Origin of the sequence: Pontibacillus yanchengensis Y32 (genome assembly GCF_000770635.1) — a bacterium.
GTDB classification, from domain to species: Bacteria; Bacillota; Bacilli; order Bacillales; family BH030062; genus Pontibacillus; species Pontibacillus yanchengensis.
The window spans coordinates 1-21,295 of record NZ_AVBF01000063.1 but is presented as its reverse complement, the minus strand read 5'-3'; the positions used below and the strand labels follow the sequence as shown (position 1 = coordinate 21,295).

26 protein-coding genes are annotated in these 21,295 nt (G+C 35.5%); 10 read left to right on the top strand and 16 right to left on the bottom strand.

Features of this window, described 5'->3' with window-relative positions:
* Positions 1-728 precede the first annotated feature (728 nt).
* The 4 genes from cbpB to N782_RS16825 all read right to left on the bottom strand — a co-directional run bounded on the left by cbpB (position 729) and on the right by N782_RS16825 (position 4,675).
* A complete protein-coding gene (gene cbpB / locus N782_RS16840) occupies positions 729-1,163 on the bottom strand; it encodes a cyclic-di-AMP-binding protein CbpB (RefSeq protein WP_036822946.1) in 435 nt (144 codons plus the stop codon).
* 124 nt (positions 1,164-1,287) lie between these two features.
* On the bottom strand, positions 1,288-1,821 hold the full coding sequence (locus N782_RS16835) for a hypothetical protein (RefSeq protein ID WP_036822944.1): 534 nt from the start codon (positions 1,819-1,821) through the stop codon (positions 1,288-1,290).
* 639 nt (positions 1,822-2,460) lie between these two features.
* Positions 2,461-3,675, bottom strand: a complete 1,215-nt coding sequence (locus tag N782_RS16830) for an EAL domain-containing protein (protein ID WP_036822942.1) — start codon at positions 3,673-3,675, stop codon at positions 2,461-2,463.
* 568 nt (positions 3,676-4,243) lie between these two features.
* Positions 4,244-4,675: a hypothetical protein gene (locus N782_RS16825; RefSeq protein WP_036822941.1), complete on the bottom strand. Its 432-nt coding sequence runs from the start codon at positions 4,673-4,675 to the stop codon at positions 4,244-4,246.
* 166 nt (positions 4,676-4,841) lie between these two features.
* On the opposite strand from N782_RS16825, the gene trhA reads away from it, so the two are divergent.
* The gene (gene trhA / locus N782_RS16820) at positions 4,842-5,477 is read left to right on the top strand and encodes a PAQR family membrane homeostasis protein TrhA (RefSeq protein ID WP_036822937.1); all 636 of its coding nucleotides are present in this window, start codon (positions 4,842-4,844) and stop codon (positions 5,475-5,477) included.
* 140 nt (positions 5,478-5,617) lie between these two features.
* Here trhA and fadH read toward each other — a convergent pair whose 3' ends face one another.
* Positions 5,618-6,385, bottom strand: coding sequence for a 2,4-dienoyl-CoA reductase (gene fadH / locus N782_RS16815; protein ID WP_036822935.1), 768 nt, complete (start codon positions 6,383-6,385; stop codon positions 5,618-5,620).
* Positions 6,386-6,572: 187 nt separating this feature from the next.
* Here fadH and N782_RS16810 point away from each other — a divergent pair, with 187 nt between their 5' ends.
* The 5 genes from N782_RS16810 (at position 6,573) to N782_RS16790 (ending at position 9,550) form a co-directional block, all read left to right on the top strand.
* The gene (locus N782_RS16810; protein ID WP_036822932.1) at positions 6,573-7,451 is read left to right on the top strand and encodes a metallophosphoesterase; all 879 of its coding nucleotides are present in this window, start codon (positions 6,573-6,575) and stop codon (positions 7,449-7,451) included.
* Between the two features lie 90 nt (positions 7,452-7,541).
* Positions 7,542-7,877 carry a hypothetical protein gene (locus tag N782_RS21850; protein WP_036822931.1) on the top strand — a complete coding sequence of 112 codons (336 nt, stop codon included), beginning with the start codon at positions 7,542-7,544 and terminating at the stop codon, positions 7,875-7,877.
* Between the two features lie 172 nt (positions 7,878-8,049).
* The gene (locus N782_RS16800) at positions 8,050-8,658 is read left to right on the top strand and encodes an SCO family protein (RefSeq protein WP_052111402.1); all 609 of its coding nucleotides are present in this window, start codon (positions 8,050-8,052) and stop codon (positions 8,656-8,658) included.
* Positions 8,659-8,789: 131 nt separating this feature from the next.
* Entirely contained in the window at positions 8,790-9,296 is a 507-nt protein-coding gene (locus N782_RS16795) for a YkyB family protein (protein WP_036822929.1), read from the top strand.
* A gap of 62 nt (positions 9,297-9,358) precedes the next feature.
* On the top strand, positions 9,359-9,550 hold the full coding sequence (locus N782_RS16790) for a hypothetical protein (protein WP_036822927.1): 192 nt from the start codon (positions 9,359-9,361) through the stop codon (positions 9,548-9,550).
* A gap of 1,007 nt (positions 9,551-10,557) precedes the next feature.
* Here N782_RS16790 and N782_RS16785 read toward each other — a convergent pair.
* The 6 genes from N782_RS16785 to N782_RS21145 all read right to left on the bottom strand — a co-directional run bounded on the left by N782_RS16785 (position 10,558) and on the right by N782_RS21145 (position 15,268).
* Entirely contained in the window at positions 10,558-11,466 is a 909-nt protein-coding gene (locus N782_RS16785) for a chemotaxis protein (RefSeq protein WP_036822952.1), read from the bottom strand.
* Between the two features lie 233 nt (positions 11,467-11,699).
* Positions 11,700-11,924 (bottom strand): PLDc N-terminal domain-containing protein, encoded by a 225-nt coding sequence (locus N782_RS16780; RefSeq protein WP_036822924.1) that lies wholly within the window; start codon positions 11,922-11,924, stop codon positions 11,700-11,702.
* A 420-nt stretch (positions 11,925-12,344) separates the two neighbouring features.
* Positions 12,345-12,752 carry a hypothetical protein gene (locus N782_RS16775; RefSeq protein WP_036822921.1) on the bottom strand — a complete coding sequence of 136 codons (408 nt, stop codon included), beginning with the start codon at positions 12,750-12,752 and terminating at the stop codon, positions 12,345-12,347.
* 72 nt (positions 12,753-12,824) lie between these two features.
* A complete protein-coding gene (locus N782_RS16770) occupies positions 12,825-13,538 on the bottom strand; it encodes a DNA alkylation repair protein (protein WP_036822918.1) in 714 nt (237 codons plus the stop codon).
* A gap of 488 nt (positions 13,539-14,026) precedes the next feature.
* Positions 14,027-14,902: a patatin-like phospholipase family protein gene (locus tag N782_RS16765; RefSeq protein WP_036822915.1), complete on the bottom strand. Its 876-nt coding sequence runs from the start codon at positions 14,900-14,902 to the stop codon at positions 14,027-14,029.
* Positions 14,903-15,115: 213 nt separating this feature from the next.
* Positions 15,116-15,268, bottom strand: coding sequence for an FbpB family small basic protein (locus N782_RS21145; RefSeq protein ID WP_084103146.1), 153 nt, complete (start codon positions 15,266-15,268; stop codon positions 15,116-15,118).
* 104 nt (positions 15,269-15,372) lie between these two features.
* Between N782_RS21145 and N782_RS16760 the strand changes: the two genes are divergently transcribed.
* Complete coding sequence (locus N782_RS16760; RefSeq protein ID WP_036822912.1) at positions 15,373-16,536, top strand: aminotransferase A; 1,164 nt, start codon at positions 15,373-15,375, stop codon at positions 16,534-16,536.
* Positions 16,537-16,577: 41 nt separating this feature from the next.
* Positions 16,578-16,715, top strand: coding sequence for a DUF6254 family protein (locus N782_RS21845; protein ID WP_202595706.1), 138 nt, complete (start codon positions 16,578-16,580; stop codon positions 16,713-16,715).
* Positions 16,716-16,779: 64 nt separating this feature from the next.
* Here N782_RS21845 and N782_RS16755 read toward each other — a convergent pair whose 3' ends face one another.
* Together N782_RS16755 and N782_RS16750 are read right to left on the bottom strand one after the other, a co-directional pair.
* Positions 16,780-16,977 (bottom strand): aspartyl-phosphate phosphatase Spo0E family protein, encoded by a 198-nt coding sequence (locus N782_RS16755; protein WP_052111401.1) that lies wholly within the window; start codon positions 16,975-16,977, stop codon positions 16,780-16,782.
* Positions 16,978-17,145: 168 nt separating this feature from the next.
* Entirely contained in the window at positions 17,146-17,361 is a 216-nt protein-coding gene (locus tag N782_RS16750) for an aspartyl-phosphate phosphatase Spo0E family protein (protein WP_036822909.1), read from the bottom strand.
* 526 nt (positions 17,362-17,887) lie between these two features.
* Here N782_RS16750 and N782_RS16745 point away from each other — a divergent pair.
* Together N782_RS16745 and lepB are read left to right on the top strand one after the other, a co-directional pair.
* Positions 17,888-18,238, top strand: coding sequence for a PilZ domain-containing protein (locus tag N782_RS16745; protein WP_036822906.1), 351 nt, complete (start codon positions 17,888-17,890; stop codon positions 18,236-18,238).
* 144 nt (positions 18,239-18,382) lie between these two features.
* A complete protein-coding gene (gene lepB, locus N782_RS16740) occupies positions 18,383-18,904 on the top strand; it encodes a signal peptidase I (RefSeq protein ID WP_036822905.1) in 522 nt (173 codons plus the stop codon).
* Between the two features lie 212 nt (positions 18,905-19,116).
* Here lepB and N782_RS21625 read toward each other — a convergent pair whose 3' ends face one another.
* The 3 genes from N782_RS21625 to N782_RS21140 all read right to left on the bottom strand — a co-directional run bounded on the left by N782_RS21625 (position 19,117) and on the right by N782_RS21140 (position 20,926).
* Positions 19,117-19,281, bottom strand: coding sequence for a hypothetical protein (locus N782_RS21625; protein ID WP_161783131.1), 165 nt, complete (start codon positions 19,279-19,281; stop codon positions 19,117-19,119).
* On the bottom strand, positions 19,281-20,549 hold the full coding sequence (locus N782_RS16735) for a helix-turn-helix domain-containing protein (RefSeq protein ID WP_036822902.1): 1,269 nt from the start codon (positions 20,547-20,549) through the stop codon (positions 19,281-19,283). Before N782_RS16735 ends, N782_RS21625 begins: the two co-directional genes overlap by 1 nt.
* A gap of 239 nt (positions 20,550-20,788) precedes the next feature.
* Positions 20,789-20,926 (bottom strand): YvrJ family protein, encoded by a 138-nt coding sequence (locus N782_RS21140; protein ID WP_084103145.1) that lies wholly within the window; start codon positions 20,924-20,926, stop codon positions 20,789-20,791.
* Positions 20,927-21,295: the final 369 nt, after the last annotated feature.

Genomic DNA, 21,295 nt, shown 5'->3' with positions numbered 1-21,295 from the left:
CCATTTCCCGGCCCATCTTTGCGTTCGTGTGGTATAACGGAAACATAGCTAGGATAGAGTAGGAAGTTCTGAATATTGCTTTTCACGAAACAAGGAATATTACATGACAAAAAAATGAGGGTATGCGGACATATATTCTCTTATTCTTCGATTTGAAGGCTATTTTGCATTCGTAACGGACATTCAGTTCGCTATTTGGCCTAAATCACCTTAATGTAGTGTGTTTTTTCACAAATAAGATACCATATGTCCGCATGCCTCTCCAAAAGAGGGTTTTTTCAGTAAATAAGAGAATATATGTCCGTCAAATAAAGTTCCTACGTAGTGACGAGTCCGATCGTAACATTTCAGCAGGGATGGGTGGGAAACGGGGAGACTCCCGCCGGAGAAAGAGGTAGGCAAGATCCCCTGAGGGCGCTTTCCCCGAAGGTAGCTTGAGAAGGGGAGGTTCGACTAAAGCCGTCACATCGTATGACAACGTCGAACGACCCTACGTCGTGTAGGGCCGCCGGCAGGACGCGAGCCGTTTCCCACCCATCCCTAACCCTCATTAAGTATCGGATCCACCTAACACAAATTATCTCGAATCCAAGTCTTCAACATTATGCTTCTTATCTTGAATAAAACTAATTAGATTAATTGATTCCAAAATCAACACCAAACTTTAACATAGCCTATAAAAAAGAAAAATTGCTGACCCATAATAATGAGTCAACAATGTTAGATTACTAATCATTAATATTTTGGTGTAATAGTTTTAATACAGCACGTCTTGTTAAGATTCCATCAAAGAATCCATCGACATCTACTACACAAACGAATGGATGGTCGATAACAGATTGCAGTGCTTTTGAAAAGTTATCGTCCGGACTTATATATGGGACGTTTTTATTCATAACTTCTTCAACTGTAATTGTGGAAAGCCGTTCTAATTCAAACTGTTCTTTCCCTAGCATGTTATTAATTATATTTGTCTTGCTAATGATCCCTTTCAGTTTATATTGAGGATCTAAGACAGGCACTGCTGAATAACCAGATTTCACTAATACGAGTAAAGCATGTTCCATCGGATTGCCACCTTGAACGTGAGCAACTTTTTCTGATGGAATCATCAAGTCTCCAACTGAGTACATTTCTAATTCATTTCTTTGTACACTAATCAATTGTTACACTCCTTCTAGTTCAGCACATGGAGGAGCCAAGCAATCATGTAATTCTCAATTCCTTTGTATCCCAAAAATCATTATACCATAAATAAGTAAACAATACGATATCCATTTACTGAACTTACTGCTCTGGAAGAATCCAATTTACTTTTGAGATTTTTGTTCCATTTTCAGTTTTCACCACGGTTATACGTTGCTGAGGAATATTAGTTCCCATTAATTCAGAAAAAACTGGTATAGACTCTTCGAGTATCAACCCAGCATCTGTAACAGAAATAACTTCAAATTTTTTTGTATCCAAACTATGTATCATATAAGGAGAAAAGTCAGTTGAAGCAAATTGATAGCCTTTTTCTAAAACTAACAAGTGTTCTTTAAACATCTCTATCATTAATTCTTCTGTAAAGACTTGGAGAAAATCTTCTCGAATGTAATGATATTCAACTGGCTTTTGGGTATAAAGAGTTTGGATATCATGGGCCTTTGAGAGTATTTCCTCCCATTTCACAAGATTTGCACTCTTACCTTCATCACTATGATTAGCTTGAACATTTGTACTAAACAAACATAATAACCCCAATACAAATAAAATCAGTAGCTTTTTCAACTTAAATCCCTTTCCTAAAAGTTCTAGGGGATGACCAATTTCACCCAAAGATCAACCCCATTTTTGTGAGTTATATTTCTTTTTGATTGTGCTGAACTTCAATTTTAATTGGTATTAACTCTTTATTCCCGCATGTAGAACAACTTTGCTGTTTTTTTGAAGACAAGACACAACATCGTGTACATCGGTATTGCATCATACATCCCTCTTTCTAGTTGTTGATACTTATTCTAGCAATATATGATATGCAATGGAGAAGTATTCGTTCGTAAATTCCCTGCATGACTAGACAATTATCGAGAAAAATATCATTAAGAACAACAAAGGTTAAATGTTAATGACGAATATACTCGCTTTTTTGTAATTCAATGCTCTTTATCAAGAACAAAAGCTCAGGGCGCCCGTTTAGCGACGTATATGCTGCGTCCCACACGATGTGGGTTGGTTCGATGTTGCTGCATGACGCAGCGGTTTTAATCGAACTTCCCTTGAACCATAGGAGATAAAGTAAGCACGAAGAACATAGTGATTCGATGTTGACTTATCGAAGAGAGGTGAGGGAAGCACACTAGTCGCTGGGCGCTGGAGCTGGACGTGGCTACTTTACTTTTTCAGTTATACACAAGCATTGAATTTTATAATTTGCTATAAACAAAAAAAACAGCAAATCATAATAAGATTTGCTGGTTAAATGAGTAAGCATTCCTGTTCATAAATATAGGAATATTTAATATCAATAAATATATAGTGGTGGGCAGATAGTGGGAAACTAAATGTCCGAACCATTTCCCTCGTGTCAATGTCAGAATATAAATCTGATAAGCGTCCTTTATTCCACATTCTCATCTGTACCATATTCTCGAGGAAATAAGGTCGGAACGCCCAGTTTGTACCTAAAATTTCTGACTCTTTCACCCAATCTTCATAATACTTACGATAGTTAGATGATATTTGTTGTCCATTACTATCACACACATAAATTCGAAAGCTTTCCTCATCAAAGTAACGGCAAACTTTTTCTATAAAATTATCAACCTTCTTGGGACCATCCCAATGATCCAACAACCCTCTTATGCGTTGGTCCCATTTCAATACAAAAGACAGCCGATCTTCAATTAATCCTTTTTCTCTTCTAATAAACGCATTTACTTGGTCTTTTAACAACCCTTCTTTTGCAAAAGGATTTAAAAACGTAAAGGAAGGATGTTCTAAATAATAACCCTGATAAAATCTGCCACCATGCTTCCATGCGTAATATAATTGGAAAGAGTCTTCTACATTTTCAAATAGCATAGCGGCACCAATCCTACGTGCTAACATAGATAAAGAGTATAGGATGTCCTGGAAACCACTCGAATTCATATCTCTCAGTATTTTTGAATCAATTTTTAGGATATGGGGCTCTATTTGCCTAATGTAATCCAGGTTGGAACTTTTTGCACCTACTTGATCGATTGCAATTTGGATCCCATAGGTTTTGTAATACAACAATAAGTGGCTTAAACTTTCAAAGTCTTCTTCAAAATCATGTTCGGTTATCTCAAGTACAATTCGACTATATGAAAAACCTTGCTCTACGAAAGGCGTGAGTGTTTCTATTAATTTTTCCCCATTTAACATCAATTGCTTTGCATTTCGATTTATGAACAAACAGCTCGTCTTGTCTTCATTATCTACAACCTCTTGTAACGCTATCTTTAAAAGATGCTCATCCAGTTCAAGTTTGAAATCATCAGGTACTTGAGGATCTTGAAAAAATGTTCCCAAGCTCTCCCAATCATCATCTACCTTAATACGTCCAAGTACTTCATAACCTATTATGTCGTGTTTAATTGCAGAAAAAATAGGTTGATAGGCTGGTTTAGTCTTCTCAATCTGAGCGATAATGTCTAATGGATCCATATGTAACTACCTCCTGTACTACACCTGCTATGATTTTCTCATTTAGGAAGAGTCAATGTGAAGCAACTTCCTTCTACAAAATCTTATGTACCAGCTAAACACTGCTAGAATATAAGTAAATCCTTAGCGATAACCTTATGACAGCATGTTGCAATCATGTTCTCTTTTTTTGGTTTATCTTTCTCAATAACCCATAACCTATCAAATCATTTTTAAATTATATAGAAGTCCTACTGGTCAAACGCATTCTCGATTAAATTGAAAATAAGTATAAAGGCAACTTCATTTTGGGTATCAGAAGAAGTACTTCCTTTGTAGGTTATATATATTTTAAAGCATTCCTACCAAATTAGGTAGTATAGAAATTGATAATAGAAAGAAAAGCTCAAGTCGATTTTCTTCAGTTATAACTTTACTAAAGTTACAGGAGAACTCCCTAGAGATGGTTATGTAAGTGTATAATACAACTTCATGTTCCTTAAGAATAAAAGCGCAATCAGCCTCTTGATGTTTTTTATAAGATCTTATTAAGCCCAAGTAAAACTTGGGCTTTTCTAATATGGAATTTTTAATGATTTTTTTGCTTATGTTGATCATTTTTCTCAATTGGCTGATCAAGTTTCTTCTCGAATTCTTTACTCATCATTTCGAGAATATAATCACGTTTCTTTTCTGTCATCCAACCCTCTTCAACCTTTTGGTCTAATTTCACCTTTGCTTCCTTCAAAAGTTGCTTTTTCACTTCTTCAGGTTTTTGTCCTGCTTTCTCGATAACTTGTCGTAATGTCAACCCTTGTTCCTGGTATGAACGCAAATCATCTTTTGAAGTATTAATTATCTGAGATAAATCATTGAACATCCAGTTGTGATGACCTCTATGGTGTTCACATTCCCCATCCTTATTGACAGGAATATTATCTTTCTCAGCGAAAACATTTACATTAATCAGATTCAAAGCAAGAATAGCAATAAGTGTTCCAACCCATAATTTTAGTTTCACAAAACATACCTCCTTTCTTATTTTTCACTCAATAGCATAACCAGTAACTATCTACAATATCTAAAAAAACTATAGATTTTGTTAAGACATTGGAAAATGATTTGGGTAAACGCAATATACACGATATAATTGTAGGTAGTAATTAAAGGAGAAGAGGTTTTGTCTAGTGGAAACACATACATTCACTAAAAAAGAAGAAGTAGCTAACGCTATTACGCATGGAATTGGTGTTTTATTAAGTATTGCCGCATTAGTGATACTTGTTGTGAACGCTAGTATGAATGGAGGACTATGGGATATTATATCGGTCTCCATTTATGGAGCCTCAATGATTTTCTTATATCTATCCTCGACACTTGTTCACGCGATGCCGCCTGGAAAATGGAAAGACCGTTTTGAAGTGTTTGATCATGCTGCCATCTATTTGTTTATTGCAGGTACATACACTCCAATCTTGTTACTATTATTGGGTGGAACTCTAGGTTGGACATTATTTGGAGTGGTTTGGGGAATTGCTATAGGTGGAGTTTTCTTCAAAATGTTCTTTGTAAAACGTTTCGTCGTATTATCAACTGTATTTTACTTGTTAATGGGCTGGATTATCGTTTTTGCATGGAATCCACTAGTTGCTAAGTTCGCTTTTGGCGGTTTAGTTCTACTCATAATCGGAGGCGTTCTGTATTCTCTAGGTACTATCTTTTATGTATGGCGTAGTTTCACATTTCACCATGCAGTTTGGCATATCTTTGTTATGGCAGGAACCATAGTACACTTCTTTGCGATTTTCATTTACATCTTATAATATAAAATGATTAACTCATTAAACTACTTATGTTCTAAAAGATGGATGATAAACCAAGAAAACTCCTAGCACTTTTTTGCTAGGAGTTTTCTAACAGGCATAATATGAATGATTATTCATTCATTAACATTGTTTATGCTTTAAAAAGGAAACGAATTTAACCATTGCCCACCATCCAAGGTAACTACCTCTCCATTCATATAAGAAGCTTTTTCAGATAATATAAAATGGGCTAAATCCGCTATTTCTTCCGGCTTTCCTAATCTTCCAAGCGGAACTGAATCTAATGTGCGCTTTGCAGCTTGTTCTGATTCAAACAATCTTTCAGCACCTCCAGTTCGCTCAATTGGACCTGGAGCAATTGCATTTGTCCTTATCTTGTATTTATGCCCCCACTCTACTGCCAAAGTACGAGTCATCGTAAGTACACCTGATTTAGCACTTGCAGAGTGAATCACTCCAGCACCTGCATTCCAAGCATATGTAGCCACAATATTAAGAATATTACCTTGGATTTTGTTTTCAATCCAATATTGTCCCACTTCTCGACTACAGTAGAATGTGCCATTTAGTACAATATCAATAACTGAATTCCAGCCATTCACAGTTAATTTCTCTGCAGGGCTAATAAAGTTTCCAGCTGCATTATTTACTAAATGATGAATGGAACCAAAGTGATTAATGGTCTCTTCAACCATTCGAGCAACATCTTCAGGGTCTCGTACATCCATTACTATAGTATGAACACGATCTACGCTACCACCTGCAATTTCATTTTTAGCAGCCTCCAGCCGTTCCTCATTTCGACCAGTTATTACTACCTTGGCTCCTTCTTCCACAAATTTCTTTGCCATATATTTTCCCATTCCGTTTGAGCCACCTGTTATGATGGCAACCTCATTTTGCATGAAAATCTCACTCCTTTACTATATAATGAATTCTTTTCACCCATAAGAAAACCCTTTCAATTTAAAAAATTTGTTGCGATTTTCGTTAAATCTTTAACAGGAAAAAAGGGTTTTCATGCTATAATTCATCTATGTATCTCGTATTCTTATAAAGTACGAATAAATACCAATAAAAGGCGTGACGTTTATGTCTAAAAAAATGAGCCGCCGCACATTTCTCAAACGGTTATCCGGTAGTTTGTTAGGTCTATTAGGTCTAAGTGGTGGAACATACTATTACGCTAAACATATAGAACCTTCCTTATTAACAATAAAGGAAGAGACAATTGAATTGAATAAGGTACCAGAATCATTTGATCAAGTAAAAGTACTACAGTTTAGTGATACTCATATTGGATTTCATTATGACATTCCTCAATTTGAGCAATTAATAAAGGAATTAAACTCTCACCAAGCTGATTTAATTTTATTTACTGGAGATTTATTTGATGCGCCTAATCAAGTATCCTTCGAAATTCTTGAGCAAGCTGCTGCTGCTTTATCTAAATTACAAGCACCACTAGGTAAATATTGGATATATGGAAACCATGATCATGGTGGGTATGGTACTGAAATTATAGCTACCTATATGCAAAAAGGTGGATTTAAATTATTAAAAAATGAACACGTGTCATTACATAACGGAGATTCTGCCATAACTTTAGCTGGACTAGATGACGCAATGCTTGGCAAACCAGATATAAACAAAGCCTTACAAGGAGCAAATCCAGAGTTATTCACTATCTTAATGTGTCATGAACCAGACTATATACACCAAGTTAAGGGAGCTTCGGTTGATATACAGTTATCTGGTCACAGTCATGGTGGTCAAGTTCAGATACCATTTTTAGGCTACCTAGTTACTCCGCCCCTAGCTCAAGAATTCGTAGAAGGCTGGTACAATATTAAGAATCACCCAATTCAGCTTTATGTAAGTCGCGGAATTGGAACAACAAGGCTACCTTATCGATTTATGTGTAAACCAGAATACACACTACACAAATTAAAAGCTACCAGCAACCGCTGATAAATTCCCCTCGGATTTTACGTGGACATACTCATCTCCAATTGTACTTCATAAGATGTTATGAAAGCCCAATAAAAAGGAGAGATGGTTATGTATCCACAGTACCCAGTGGTATATTACCCTAGAACTGATGTTAATCACAACCAGCCATACACTGATGAGAATTACAGAAATGACGAGCGATTTATTGGACCCTTCTTCCTTCCATTTGTAGCAGGAGGTTTAGCTGGATTAGCTGTAAGCCCATTTTTCTATGGTGCTTTTCGTCCTTATCCGTACCCTTGTTATGGTTATCCATGCTATCCGCCATATGGTCCATACGGTCCTGGACCTTATCCATATGGGGCTCCATATCGACTAGATGAAACTACTTATAATACCTTCACCCCAAGTTCAGAACTAGGCTTTAATGGAGACAATGTGTAATTTCTTTTAATCTTTATGAATTTTAAACCCCTAAGACGTACAGTTACCTCCATCCCCCATTTCCAATTAAAAGCTTTGCGTTACTGTTATTCACTTTTTGTTCATAGCTTTTTATAAATATTCCATGATACAATACGTTAAGAATTGGAAAGCGGACGATGGAGGAATATACATGAACAGAAATAAATTCTTAATGCTAGGTTTATTACTTACTTTTTTGCTATTGAGTGCTTGCTCCAAAAGCTATCAAGGTGATTTTTCATATGAAGTGAAGGATTTCGAATTCCAGAACCAGGATGGCGAAACAGTTTCAAAAGAAGATCTTGAAGGCACGTTTTGGGTAGCAGATTTTATTTTCACAAATTGCACTACTGCATGTCCACCTATGACAGCTAACCTAGCACGTGTGCAAGAAGAAATAAAAAAAGCTGGGTTAGAAGATAAAGTTCGATTTGTATCCTTTACCATTGACCCAAATCATGATACACCAAAGGTTCTAACCGATTATATTCAATCACATGGTGGCGAATTGTCTAACTGGGATGCTCTTACAGGATATTCACCGGAACGGATTAAAGAATTCTCCATTAATTCCTTTAAAGCACTAGTTGACAAAATCCCTCGTAAAGATGCACCTGAAGGGGAAGTTGATTATAACTTCATTCATTCTTCTAGTTTTTATATTGTATCCCCAAATGGGAATGCCATTAAAAAAGTTGAAGGTACTCAGTTTGAAAATGTTGAGAAATTGGTTAATGAATTAAAAGATTATGTAAACTAACTCATCTTTAATATACTAGCCCTTACAGATTGAGAGCTCTCTTCCTTGTAATCGAAGACGCTCTCAATTTGATTTTTTAGGATAGTTTTTGTACGATGATAACAAACATCTATATGTTAGGAGGATAAGATTTGAAAAAAAGCCGATCACATGTTTCGATTGAAACGATAGCTCAAGCTATTTTCGTAGTGAATCGACACGCCAAAACAGCACCAGAGCCAAGACAGTTATATACACTAAAGAAAAAGGCTATTCAACAACTTTTGGATCAAAAACTAGCTAAAAAAGTTGGCCTCCACTTCTCTGACCATCCGAAATATAGCCATCAACATTCAACACTACTTGTGCAAGTAGCTGACTACTACTTCCACATCCCTCCCAAAAAAGAAGATTTTCAAACCGTTCAGCATTTAGGTAATGTAGACCAATCCTACCGCAACCCCCGTCCGTCTTTATCATTATCAAAAGCTAAACGAGTTCTTTACACTTTTCTAGATTGGGAAGAACCATCAAAGAATGATATGGTTAAGACAACAAATTATGGTCCAAAAGCCTACCATCAGACTTCACCATTTTCACCATGGGGACAGTTCACATCTTGGGACAAAGGTAAAACAAGAAAACGAAAAAACACATAGCCCATCGAAATGTTTTCTCTCTTTTAAACAAAGGAATTGCAATCCCCAAGGAGGGATTGTTTATGAGAGATTTTATGTACGAGCTATTCCAATTTATGAAGTGGTCTGAGGAAATGAAAGACAAGTACTCACGTTTATCTGATTCGGAAAAAGAAATTGTAAATGAATACGCCCCTTTTTCTGAGAACCCAGAAAAACTAAACAAAGAAATCACCAAATGGTATGAAGAACTTCATAAAAAAGTTACTTACTAAAAGAAACAAAGAAGTAGTTCAGTTATTGAGTACACAAACGAAATTGTACTCCTAAATTGAACTACTTTTTTTGTTTCTTTTTAATAAATGGCTATGTTAAAGTTTGGTGTTGATCTTGGAATCAACTAATCTAAATAGTTTTATTCAAGATAAGAAGCATAATCTGGAATAAGGATTGTTGGTGCTGAGTGATTGAATCGTTGGTAATTCACTCGCTTTCCGCGGACAATCGGTGAAGCCTCCTCGTTCGGCTTCGCCTCTCTGCGGGGTCTTCACACAATCGTTTTTCCGCAGGAGTCTCGCAAATTCCCAACGATTCAACGCCATGTATTGGAGTACTTATTAAGGAAAGTATTTGCCTTTTAATTGGATTAAGAGGAAAGTTTCAACACTATTAACGCATATATTCAAGGTGGTAAACATGCTTAAACCCCTTTGTTATCAAGGGATTTAGGATTATAAACAGAGTGATCAATCTGTTAACATCATTATACTCAACTTAGCACTACCTACGATGGATCCGTTATCCCTCAAACCGATGGGCGGAGGGAAATGGTGAGACTCCTGCGGAAGAAAGGACGATGCGAGACCCCGCAGAGAGGCGTTGCCGAATGAGGAGCTTGCATGTTCCCCCGCGGAAAGCGAACCATTTCACCGTAGCCCCTTCCTCACAAACGTAACGGGTCCAACCTCACCAGTTATTCAAGATTATGGTGGCTATTATGGAGGAACAAAAAACTATTTCATTATTATATCAACACCTAACTTTAACAGAGCCTAATAAATAGTTAATATGCGTTATAAGTTTAGAACATAGAACCTATTCATCCCACTTTCGAGGCATCATTTTGTAGACTTGGAGTCGAGATAATTGGATTATTATGCAATAAAGAAAGCTCATTAGTGAGAGGCTTTCTTTTTTAAAGAATATAAAAAACATCAAATCGCTCCCGATTCGATGTTAATTTATTCCTATTAGCGTTTATACTTCTTACTTATTATTCTAATTATAGTACTAAACGATCAATGGTTTGGACTAACTCCACAATCTCTGGTTTTGAAACTTGTGCATCAGCGCCGACCATTTCTCCTTTATGTCTCAAATCATCTGTTATTAAAGAAGAGAAAATAATCACTGGTAATTTATCTAATCTAGAATCATCTTTAATACGTTTTGTTAAATGATGACCATCCATTTGAGGCATTTCAATATCTGTTAAGACAAGTTGAAGTTGATCCTCAATATTTTTTCCATCCTCTATAAGTGAATCTAAATATTCCATTGCTTCTTTTCCATCTTCATAGAGTGAGAGATTTGTATATCCTGCTTCATGTAATGTTTCTTCAAGCATAGAACGCAATAATGCTGAATCTTCTGCTATTAAAATACATTTTTCAGAGCGTTCGCGCTCTCCTAAAGTCTTAATCTGACTTTTATTGATGCTAGAATCAGGACTGATATCCGCTACTATTTTTTCAAAATCTAACAAGAGAAGCATCTCTTGATCCATCTTAACAACACCTGTAATTTGTGTCTCTAACCCTTGATACATTCGATCTGGTTTTTCAATATCCTCCCAAGAAATACGATGAATCTGTGTAACTGTATGTACGTGAAAAACTATTTTTGTTTGATTAAACTCAGATAAGATAAATTTATCTTGTTCTGGGTGCTCTGATGGAGGGAAGCCTAGTGCATGACCCACATCAATAACCGGAACAACCTCCCCCCTAATCTCAATTATTCCTTGAACAGAACGATGAGAATGTGGAATTTGTGTTACTGGTAATGGATTTAATATTTCTTTAACTTTAATAACATTGATACCGAATTTATTTTGACCTATTCCAAATTCCACTACTTCTAGTTCATTTGTACCACTCTCTAGCAATATTCCATTATCTTTCTCTTTCATTAGTAACCCAACCTTCCCCATAGCGTATCAACCTATTTCTATTATAGAGGCTTCTCTAGGAATTTTAAACTAAATTTTGATTGGCAACATAGTTTTTACCCATTGTTTACGTACTATTAACTTTTGAATAGTAAAACAAGCCCATTGCTCTTTGCGCTTAAATACTTAACATGTAACTGCATAAAGTGTGCTTCCACCATAAAAGAGAATCGATAGGTAAAAACCTATCGATTCTAATCGTTTCGTATAATAAAATAGATAATCAAACCTATAATTGGGAAAAACAATGTCCCTATAAGGACAACTAACGCGTACTCTTTACTCTTGCCCTTACGTTGAGAATCTCGATAAGCCCAAATACTTGTGATAATATTCAATAAAAAGATTAACACAGCAAAAAAGATTATAATTCCAACTACCGCACTAGCAAAACCAAAAAACGAAGCAGCATTTAACATCCATAAACCTCCTTTCTTTCCCATCTATATACGATAATACATACATAAACGTTTCATCTATTCTTTTACCTTACATAAATAGTATTTAAACTCTTCCTTCCCTTCATTATATGCACACAGATTAAAAGCTCGGGACGGCCGGTTAGCGACGTACAAACTGCTGCCCAAAGGACGTGGACTGGTTCAATGTTCCTAAGTTATGAGCGATCTTAAGCGAATTTCCCCTTATCCCGTATGAGATAAAGGAAACACGTAGAGCGCAAGCGTTCGATGTTGACTTATCGTAAGGAGGTGCAGGAAGTTTTCTATTCTACACAAACGTTGAATTTTATTATTTCCAAGACAACAAAATAAGCCACCCTTAAATACACTATGTTAAGAGTAGCTTATTACTCAATATAAAACCTTAAGCACCTATAACTAAACACTTTTCGTATTTTGACTTCTTGCTTGTCTCCATGACTTCAATAAACGTTCTACAATATGCACAAGTGTCAACCCACTACCAAATATAATTAAAGCTAATGCACTTGCGGCAACATCTTTAAATTCCATATCACCTATTTCGGTAATACCTTGATATAACTCAAACCATTCAACGATGCATAATGTTAAAATGCCCGCAACAAGATAGCTTACAAATCGATCCCATTTCAACAGAATCACCCAATACATAATAGGTTTCACCAGTATATACAGTAAGAGTACAATCATAAATGCAAAAACAAAATGAAGATGAGCATCTGTAATACCAAGCGCAGTTAATTGCGTTTTGTTTACAATCCAATCATGGCCATCTGATAAGAGAAAGTCTATACCCTTCCGCACTTTAATCTCTCCTTCTCATTCCTTTTACCTCCATTGTGGTCGAAGGCTGGAAAGATTATTCAAAGTAAGCGCTTACGATGAAGCTTGATTAGACTGTTTATTGGACTGGTTTTGTAACCATTTTAATCCTTCTCGTTTGCTTAGTGATGAAAGATTGTGTTGTGAAATAAACTTTTTAACAGATTCAGCTTGGGTCTTTGAATACTCCCTTAAAGCCCATCCTATGGCTTTTTGGATGAAGAATTCTTTTTCGTCCTTGCAGACACGTATCAAATAAAATAATAATTCTTCATTTGTCTGCTCTTTATACTTAAGTTGTGTTAAAAGTGCTGTTCTTCGCAACCACAAATTATCTGACTCTATCCACTCCTTCAGCTTTGGTTCCAGCATATCAGGATACAATAAAAAGTACGCCCCACTTATATGACTTGATAAAAAATCTACCGTATCCCACCACGATTTATGGGTAACCCAGTATTCGATATCTCTAGTAGCTGTACAAGGAAGATTCTTCTTTTGCTTTTCAAGAATAGACAAGGCCGCATATTGACATTCTCTTGAAGGATGATCCCATAACCTATATGTGATAAGACGCGCTTCTTCCCAGTTCAACTTTCCGTACTCTTTTAATATGGGTTTTAAAATGCGAGTACGCTCAGGGCTTTTTATCCCGAAAAAAGAAAAATGCTCCTTCATATACGATTCCATGGCTCTTTGATTGTCTTCATTCGCATTATGTTCCAAAGCCTCTATAATATTATCTGTTACTTGTATATGCTTTTCCATTGAACTCCTCCTCATTTTCTATAGGTTCTAGCGTCCCACGTTTACATCTTTATAAATTTGAATACTAAATCAATCAATTCTAACTATGCTAAAAGAATATAAACATAAATAGTAAACATTTACTGTAAAGAGTAAAGGGATTATACAATGCACAAAAGCGCAAGCGCCCGTTTAGCGACATACAAACTGCTGCCTACACGACGTGGGTTGGTTCGATGTTGCTGCACGATGCAGCGATCTTAATCGAACCTCGTTTAATCGAACTTCCCTTGAATCCCTATGAGATGAAGGCAACACGAAGAATGTAGTGATTCGATGTTGACTTATCGTAAGAAGGTGCAGGAAGTTTGCTAGTCGCTGGGCGTTAGAGCTGTACGTGGTCGCATCACTTTTTTAGTTATACACAAGCATTGAATTTTATAATTTACTATACAAAAATTAAAATACGAATACCAAAAGGCATTCGTATCTTTCATGACTTTAGAATGTCAGGCCAATTGTGCTGTTCCGTATAAAAAAGCCTTTAACCCTTCCATATGCTCTTGCGCTTCATTATAACCTTGTTCATACAACGCATGGAGTTTGCTTTGATTTCGCTCGATACGACTCACTTCAAGTTGGTGTTTTGGGCGGATAATATAGGCTTCTCCTTGGCGCTCCATTTGCTCAATTAATTCAGTACTTTGATTATATTTTTCATGTCTTTCTATAAGAGCTTTTGTTAACATTGGATAATCTTTATACTTTTTATTAAATAACCAGGAGAATTTCATTTTTTGCTTTTTATAGCCTTCATTTCTTGTTAGGACAATCACGTGTTTATTGTTCCCTGCATCAATTGATGGCTGAATCGGTACTGGATCTGCAATACCTCCATCCATTAGTTGACGATTTTCATATTCAATCATTGGTGCAATTAAAGGCAGGGAACTTGAAGCTCGAATTAATTTTAGTAAGCTAGCCCCATCTTGGAATGAATCAAAGTAAACAGGTTCGCCTGTGTGAACATCTGTTGTACCAATAACAAAGGTTTGCCCCTCATTAACACTGGAAAAAAAGCGGTTATAATCAAATGGAACAAGTTGATTTGGTAACGTATCGAAAATAAAGTCCATTCCAAATAGCCCTTTTTTTCGGAAGATATTTCGATAAGATATGTATTCTGGATGATTGCCGTAACCTACAATAACTTTGTAGTTTCTTCCCTTTTGTTTCGCTACATAAGAGCTTCCATTACATGCTCCTGCAGACGCTCCAACCACGTAAGGAAAATGGAGGTCAGCATCCATCAAGTAATCTAAAACACCCGCAGTATATGCACCTCTCATACCGCCGCCTTCTAGAATCAAACCTGTCTTCTCCATGTGACCCCTCCTTTTATAATTAGTATAACAATAATACCAATAAACCATAAACAAAAACTATATGACCACGATTTGTGCTTTAACCCTTTTAGAAAACAAAAGTAAAGTATAAACTAGTTCAGGGGATTATTATATTTAAGTAAGAGTGCATCTCTTTATGAGGATAAAAAGAAGTACAGCATTCTATCGCTGTACTTCCTTATTATGATATCATCAATTTACATATTGGGACTTATGATTTTCATACGAACGCACATGACGTTGATCTACTTTCTTTTCAACATTTGTCATGGCTTGTTTGTCATTCTGTATTGCTTGCTTATTTGCATTTACTAGCTCTTCAAATGAACGAACTTTAGGTCTCATGAGATGAATTCTCCCTTCTTCGGAATTCCATTTTCATTATAGCAAATCGTTTGCAAAGGGAATGTGAAAATTTTTTAAACATTTTGTTAACTTTGGAGGTTTTTATGGAACATTTACTTAACCCTCGATTACAAGAGATTGAAATTTCGGGTATACGAAAGTTTTTTAATATGGTGTCCGGAAAAAAAGATATTGTTTCCTTAACGATTGGCCAGCCAGATTTCCCTACACCTTCTCACATAAAAGAAGCAGGTAAGCAGGCTATCGATCATAACCATACCACTTATACTCATAATGCTGGTATGCTCCCGCTCCGGAATGCTATTTCGTCATTTGTTCAAGATGAATATAATCTCACATATGACCCAAACTCAGAAATCATCGTAACTGTTGGAGCATCACAAGCCATTGATATAACTTTTAGAACGATCTTAACTCCAGGAGATGAAGTCCTACTACCTGCCCCAGTTTATCCGGGGTATGAGCCTTTAATAAAGCTTGCTGGAGCGAATCCAATCCATGTTGATACAACAGCCACTAATTTCAAATGGAATGTCGAACTGCTAAAGCAATATATAACGGATAATACGAAGTGTATAGTATTACCTTACCCTTCTAACCCAACTGGTGCTACATTGACTAGTTCGGAAGTTGCTGAATTAGCTGATTTTCTAAAAGATCATGATATTTTCTTATTGTCAGATGAAATTTATGGTCAGCTTACGTATGAAGAAAAGCACACATCTATTGCATCATTTGAAGAAGTTCGTAATCAAACAATTGTAATAAATGGTGTTTCAAAATCACATTCCATGACCGGATGGAGAATCGGTTATGCCTTAGCACCAGAGTGGCTATCAAAGCACATGTTAAAAGTACATCAGTATAATGTATCCTGCCCATCTTCGATAAGTCAGCATGCAGCACTTGAAGCGTTGACAAATGGCAAGAATGATACAGAACTTATGAGAATAGAATATAAAAAACGTCTAGACTATGTACACAATAGACTTGAAAAAATGGGAATAGTAATGACTAAGCCTGGCGGAGCCTTTTACTTGTTTCCTGAATTTCCAACTAATGGTATGAGTTCTTTTGATTTAGCAATTAACCTAGTCGAAAACGCTGGGCTTGCTATTGTACCGGGAGATGCATTTTCTGAATTTGGTCAAGGTTATATGCGCCTTTCCTATGCATATGATATGGATACACTCAAATTAGGAATGGACCGATTAGAGTCCTACTTGAAAGAAAACAAGCTCTCATAATTTAATTACGTCTTTCACATACTATTCCTGAGGTGATGGTTATGAGTGTACAAAAACGTAGGAAAGAACGGGCTTTAAGACAGCGTAAAGAAAAGCAAACTCCGCATGGTAAAGTCAAGAGCCTAGAAGAATTATCTGAGGAGTATGGAAAAGACCATAAGTCCATGGACAAGCAATAACAATACGCGCAAACCAAATAAAAACATAAAAAAAGTAAGCAGTGTTGAGCACTGCTTACTTTTTTTATGTTATTGATTTAGTATGTTTAGAATGATCTTGTTTTTCTACTTCATACATATTTAATAAATAATCTAGTTCCTGGCTAATTGCTAATGATTCGTCACTGGTAAACCCTTTAACTGTAGCGACTTTTATCATACGGTTACGCAATAATTCAATTCGCTCAGTTAGTTGCTGAGTTGTTGTTATGCATTTTGCCACAGCAGGGCCTCCTCTCAGCGCTTGTTGGATATATATGTAACATTCTATCACAGTTCCCTATGAATTTGTAGATAATATATTCAATACTTCTTTACTAGTAGAGACCTATTCCTAAATTACAAATGCTATAATTCAAGAAAGTTATATCCTTATATTAGCAAATATAAACTAACAGCTTGTACTAGATTTTGCTTCGAAACGTTCTTCGCCGTTGTGGATATGGAGAAATTTGTTAATCAATACATCTAATTCTTGACTTATGTTTAACGTTTGTTCACTTTGCAGTCCATTTTCTTTAGCTGAATGTATCATTTTTTGTCTTTTTTCGTGGATTTGGACTTGTAACTCATCATTTATATCGCAAGAATATGATAACCCTATCATGATGAAACAATCCCTTTCTTTAAGTGGTTTCTATAGTGAATCGTTATTCATTATGCCAAACCCCTTCTTCTATGTAAAGACAATCGCAAAATAAGACAAAACCTTACAATCGTAGCGATAAGATATGCGCAAACGGTTGCCCATATAATGTTATTTCGACAAATTACTTCATCCTTGTTACTCAAAAAACAAATACAATATCAACTATTATCATTAAATTGTTCTAACAGCTATCTTCTCAACCTTTATAAAATAGATTTAATTTTTAAACTTGCACATATCCATTTACTTAGAATTATTTACAATTTAATTCTGAAATGCGAATATGCTATGTAGATGGTTGATTATTACTTATTATTGGAAATGATAAGTAATATATTTACCCCTTTTTTTGATTTACTTATTATAATAAAACAAAAAAATGAAGCCGCTATTCTAGTTTACTATTAAAAGTAGCTTAAAAAGCCATTTTTATTATTCATTAAAAGGCATTCCCTATTGGTTATACTTGTAAGGAGGAAACATTATGTATTATAAAAGAAATGAACCATTTCGGTACACATTTGGTACGCCTATTTCAGGTGTGATTCAAAAAGCGGAATCAGAAAAAGAACCACATACTTATGAAGCCAAGATTCTTGATTTAAGTCAACATGGTGCAAAAATAGAAGTCGTTCATACTGAAAAATGGGATAGTGATACACCTGTTCTCATCCAATTCACATTATTGGAAGAAGAATTTGTTGCGAACGGAATTGTAAAATGGCATAAACTATTAGGGTCTACGCACCTTTACGGGCTTGATTTAGAAACTAGTGAAGAATGGCGAAAATCACTAATTAACACCTTGAAGCAAGTAGCCAGAAACAATCTTTAATCGTTTTAAAAATGGTGACTGCATTATTATCAATATACCCCACAACTTACTTTCAAATAAAATACCTTGTCCTCTTATTAAATATGGTACGATAATAGTGGATCATGGTGTAGTGAAATAGCTAATTCGAAAGGAAGATTGTCCTTGAGCGAAACTGTAAAAAAAGAAATATGGGATTGGACGAAAGCTATCATCATTGCTTTCTTCTTAGCTTTCGTCATAAGAAACTATGTATTTGCTACATCTATTGTGGAAGGAACCAGTATGGATCCCACACTTAGAGATGGTGAACGTGTTATTTACAACAAAATGGTTTACATAATGGATGACCCTGAACGTGGAGACATCGTTATCATTCAACGTCCAACAAAAAATTATGTTAAACGTGTGATTGGTCTCCCTGGAGACACTGTACAAGTAAAGGATCATGAATTATATGTGAACGGGAAAAAATCCCAACAAGAGTACCTTAATCAGCAAGCAATTAGTCAAACGGGTGATTTTGGCCCTCGTTCTGTTCCAGAAAACCACTATTTTGTTATGGGAGACAATCGTGACATTTCTAAAGATAGTCGTAATGGATTAGGTTTTGTTAAACGGGAAGAAGTTATCGGTCGCTCAGAACTGGTAGTTTACCCTTTTGATGAATGGCATATGACTAGATAAAAAAAGCGCAAGCGCCCTGCTGTCCAAAAGTAATTTAGAGGAAACACGGAGAGCGCAAGCGATCCGATGTTGACTTATCGTAAGGAGGAGCAGGAAGTTTGCTAGTCGCTCGGAAATGGAGCTAGACACATAAGTGCCAGAAATTTATACTTTCTTTACTTTTAATAAAAACCCCAACACTAGTACTTGAAGTGTTGGGGTTTTATAAATATTTACGTATTTTCAGTGAAATTAAGTTTTTCTATCGCCACATTTTGAATGGCAACTTCATCATACGTAGGATATACCGATTCATCTTCCAACAAGGTTATATCATTCTGATTACTTATAATAATTAAAGCACAGTAGATGATAAAGGTTCCTAATAATTTTTTCATTATTCACTTTCCCCTTTTAGTATTTCAAATGCCATTTTGTAATATACTGAGGCTTTTCTATACTCTTTTATTTCGTACATGGCATCAGCTAAAAGTTCTACATACATAAGGAGATCTCCATGCTGTCCATTATTTTTAAAATATGGAATAACGACTTGTTCCATTGTATTGAGACATTCACTTGAGGAAAGTGTGTGATGTAAGCGATGATCCAAAACAAAAAATTTCAATTTAAATTTTTCACTATCTTTTTGCTTAGCTAATCTATATCCTTCTTCTACAGTTGTTTGAGAGTCTTGATAACGATTCATCAAAAAGTAGGTATATGCTTTCAAATGGAGAGATGCTAAGGCATTATTCCCCCCATTTTTTAGCTGCAATGATCTATTCAAAAATTCTATTGCTTCAGAGTACCTAGACTGATTCTTTCGAACATACCCTAGATTATGATAGGCCATTGATAGCATTGTTACATGATTTTCCTTGGAGGAAACAGTATGAATGATACTTAATAATTTCTTTTCTGCCTTTTGATAATTCCCTGTTAAATTATAATTAATTGCTAATAAAAAGTTAGTATCGAGCATTCTTTCAACATTTAAGCGATCTTGAAATATCGTTAAGGCACGCTCCGCATATTCAATAGAAACATAGTTTTGCTTTAACTTTGAAAAAGTCATTGCTAGGTAATAGAATAGCTCTGGATCATCAGTATGTGGAGCTTTCAATCCATTATTCGCTTCTAGCAAACATGTCTTTGCACTCGAATTATGTCCGTTTAATACATAGAAGACACCTAATTGCTTATAGTAATCATACATCAAGTCTTCAGGAAACAAATCAGCGTTGTTTCTTATTTCTGATACAACTTGGTTTTTATGATGCTCATTCTCCCAACCCACTAGTTGAAAATACCTTAATTGACACAATAGATATAAAAAATAATTGTAGTTTCGTTCAAAAACGTGCAACGAAATTTTCGAAGATATTTCCTCATAAAGCTCCTTGCAACTATCTACATCTTTCTTTTCTATGAACCCTAGTAACTTGTGAAGTTTTTCCAATATTTCCGATTCATCAATTTTGATTAAATTGATGAAATTAACATTCAGTTTTTCAGCTAGTTTATTTTTTATAACATCATTAGGGTATAGTTTGTTGTTTTCCACCTTACTCAAATAAGGAATGGAACAGATAGAATCAGCTAGCTCTGATTGCGTGTACCCTATGGATTTTCGGTAGTATTTTATAAGATCTCCAATTTTCACTATTTACACCTCTTAGCTCTTATATGACGTTGGAGCCATGCCAATTTTACCAAATATACAACAAAGAACGTATCATGATTTTTATAATATGTCTATCTCTTGCTAATCGTATGAAAAAATCCAAGTCCCCTGTTAACGACATATATTTAGGCGATGAAGCTATAAACTTAAGTGTAAGATACTTATGTTTCTATACTTTTAAAAAGGATAAAGACAGAATCTTTATCCTTTACAAACATTTACCCTCTCCTATTTTCAGCTAGTGAATGGATGCTTGAGATAAGCATATCGAGTTTTCCTTCCATGCGATGCAATAAGTAAAATGAAAGCACTACAGGAAAACCAATCTCGGGGATCCAGGTCATCCATTGTTCCATACTAAGCACCTCCCTTCTTCACCTATAAATAAGGATTCCTCTTCTCCAGTTCGAGTTGAGACAACACGATTGTTGAATTGAATTACTGGAAACCTTCATAGTAATTATCGTTATAATGTTTAAAGAAGGTGTCTATTCTAAATGGATAAAGAATATTTGCTCCATCCGAAAAGGTAAGTAAACTTTACATGTGTTTTAACTTTTAGTATATAATGTCAGAGAATTTGCAGGAAAAGTTATTCACCTAACGAGGCATAATCTTGAAGACATGGATTCGAGATAAATTCAGTTATTTAGCAAATACCTGGCAAAAAAAGAGAGATTTTTTCCGTTGCTTTAGATGGAATAAAGGTGGCCTGGGAACAACTC

What these genes read in the sequence shown, in the direction of transcription:
- N782_RS16780 (WP_036822924.1), bottom strand. Translation starts at nt 11,924, where the DNA reads ATGTTAAATGCTGCTTCGTTTTTTGGTTTTGCTAGTGCGGTAGTTGGA.
- N782_RS16770 (WP_036822918.1), bottom strand. Translation starts at nt 13,538, where the DNA reads ATGGAAAAGCATATACAAGTAACAGATAATATTATAGAGGCTTTGGAA.
- N782_RS16800 (WP_052111402.1), top strand. Translation starts at nt 8,050, where the DNA reads ATGAACAGAAATAAATTCTTAATGCTAGGTTTATTACTTACTTTTTTG.
- N782_RS16765 (WP_036822915.1), bottom strand. Translation starts at nt 14,902, where the DNA reads ATGGAGAAGACAGGTTTGATTCTAGAAGGCGGCGGTATGAGAGGTGCA.
- N782_RS16810 (WP_036822932.1), top strand. Translation starts at nt 6,573, where the DNA reads ATGTCTAAAAAAATGAGCCGCCGCACATTTCTCAAACGGTTATCCGGT.
- N782_RS16790 (WP_036822927.1), top strand. Translation starts at nt 9,359, where the DNA reads ATGAGAGATTTTATGTACGAGCTATTCCAATTTATGAAGTGGTCTGAG.
- N782_RS21140 (WP_084103145.1), bottom strand. Translation starts at nt 20,926, where the DNA reads ATGGAACAATGGATGACCTGGATCCCCGAGATTGGTTTTCCTGTAGTG.
- N782_RS16750 (WP_036822909.1), bottom strand. Translation starts at nt 17,361, where the DNA reads ATGATAGGGTTATCATATTCTTGCGATATAAATGATGAGTTACAAGTC.
- N782_RS16760 (WP_036822912.1), top strand. Translation starts at nt 15,373, where the DNA reads ATGGAACATTTACTTAACCCTCGATTACAAGAGATTGAAATTTCGGGT.
- N782_RS16830 (WP_036822942.1), bottom strand. Translation starts at nt 3,675, where the DNA reads ATGGATCCATTAGACATTATCGCTCAGATTGAGAAGACTAAACCAGCC.
- fadH (WP_036822935.1), bottom strand. Translation starts at nt 6,385, where the DNA reads ATGCAAAATGAGGTTGCCATCATAACAGGTGGCTCAAACGGAATGGGA.
- N782_RS21850 (WP_036822931.1), top strand. Translation starts at nt 7,542, where the DNA reads ATGTATCCACAGTACCCAGTGGTATATTACCCTAGAACTGATGTTAAT.
- N782_RS21845 (WP_202595706.1), top strand. Translation starts at nt 16,578, where the DNA reads ATGAGTGTACAAAAACGTAGGAAAGAACGGGCTTTAAGACAGCGTAAA.
- N782_RS16785 (WP_036822952.1), bottom strand. Translation starts at nt 11,466, where the DNA reads ATGAAAGAGAAAGATAATGGAATATTGCTAGAGAGTGGTACAAATGAA.
- N782_RS21145 (WP_084103146.1), bottom strand. Translation starts at nt 15,268, where the DNA reads ATGAGACCTAAAGTTCGTTCATTTGAAGAGCTAGTAAATGCAAATAAG.
- N782_RS21625 (WP_161783131.1), bottom strand. Translation starts at nt 19,281, where the DNA reads ATGAAAAAATTATTAGGAACCTTTATCATCTACTGTGCTTTAATTATT.
- N782_RS16745 (WP_036822906.1), top strand. Translation starts at nt 17,888, where the DNA reads ATGTATTATAAAAGAAATGAACCATTTCGGTACACATTTGGTACGCCT.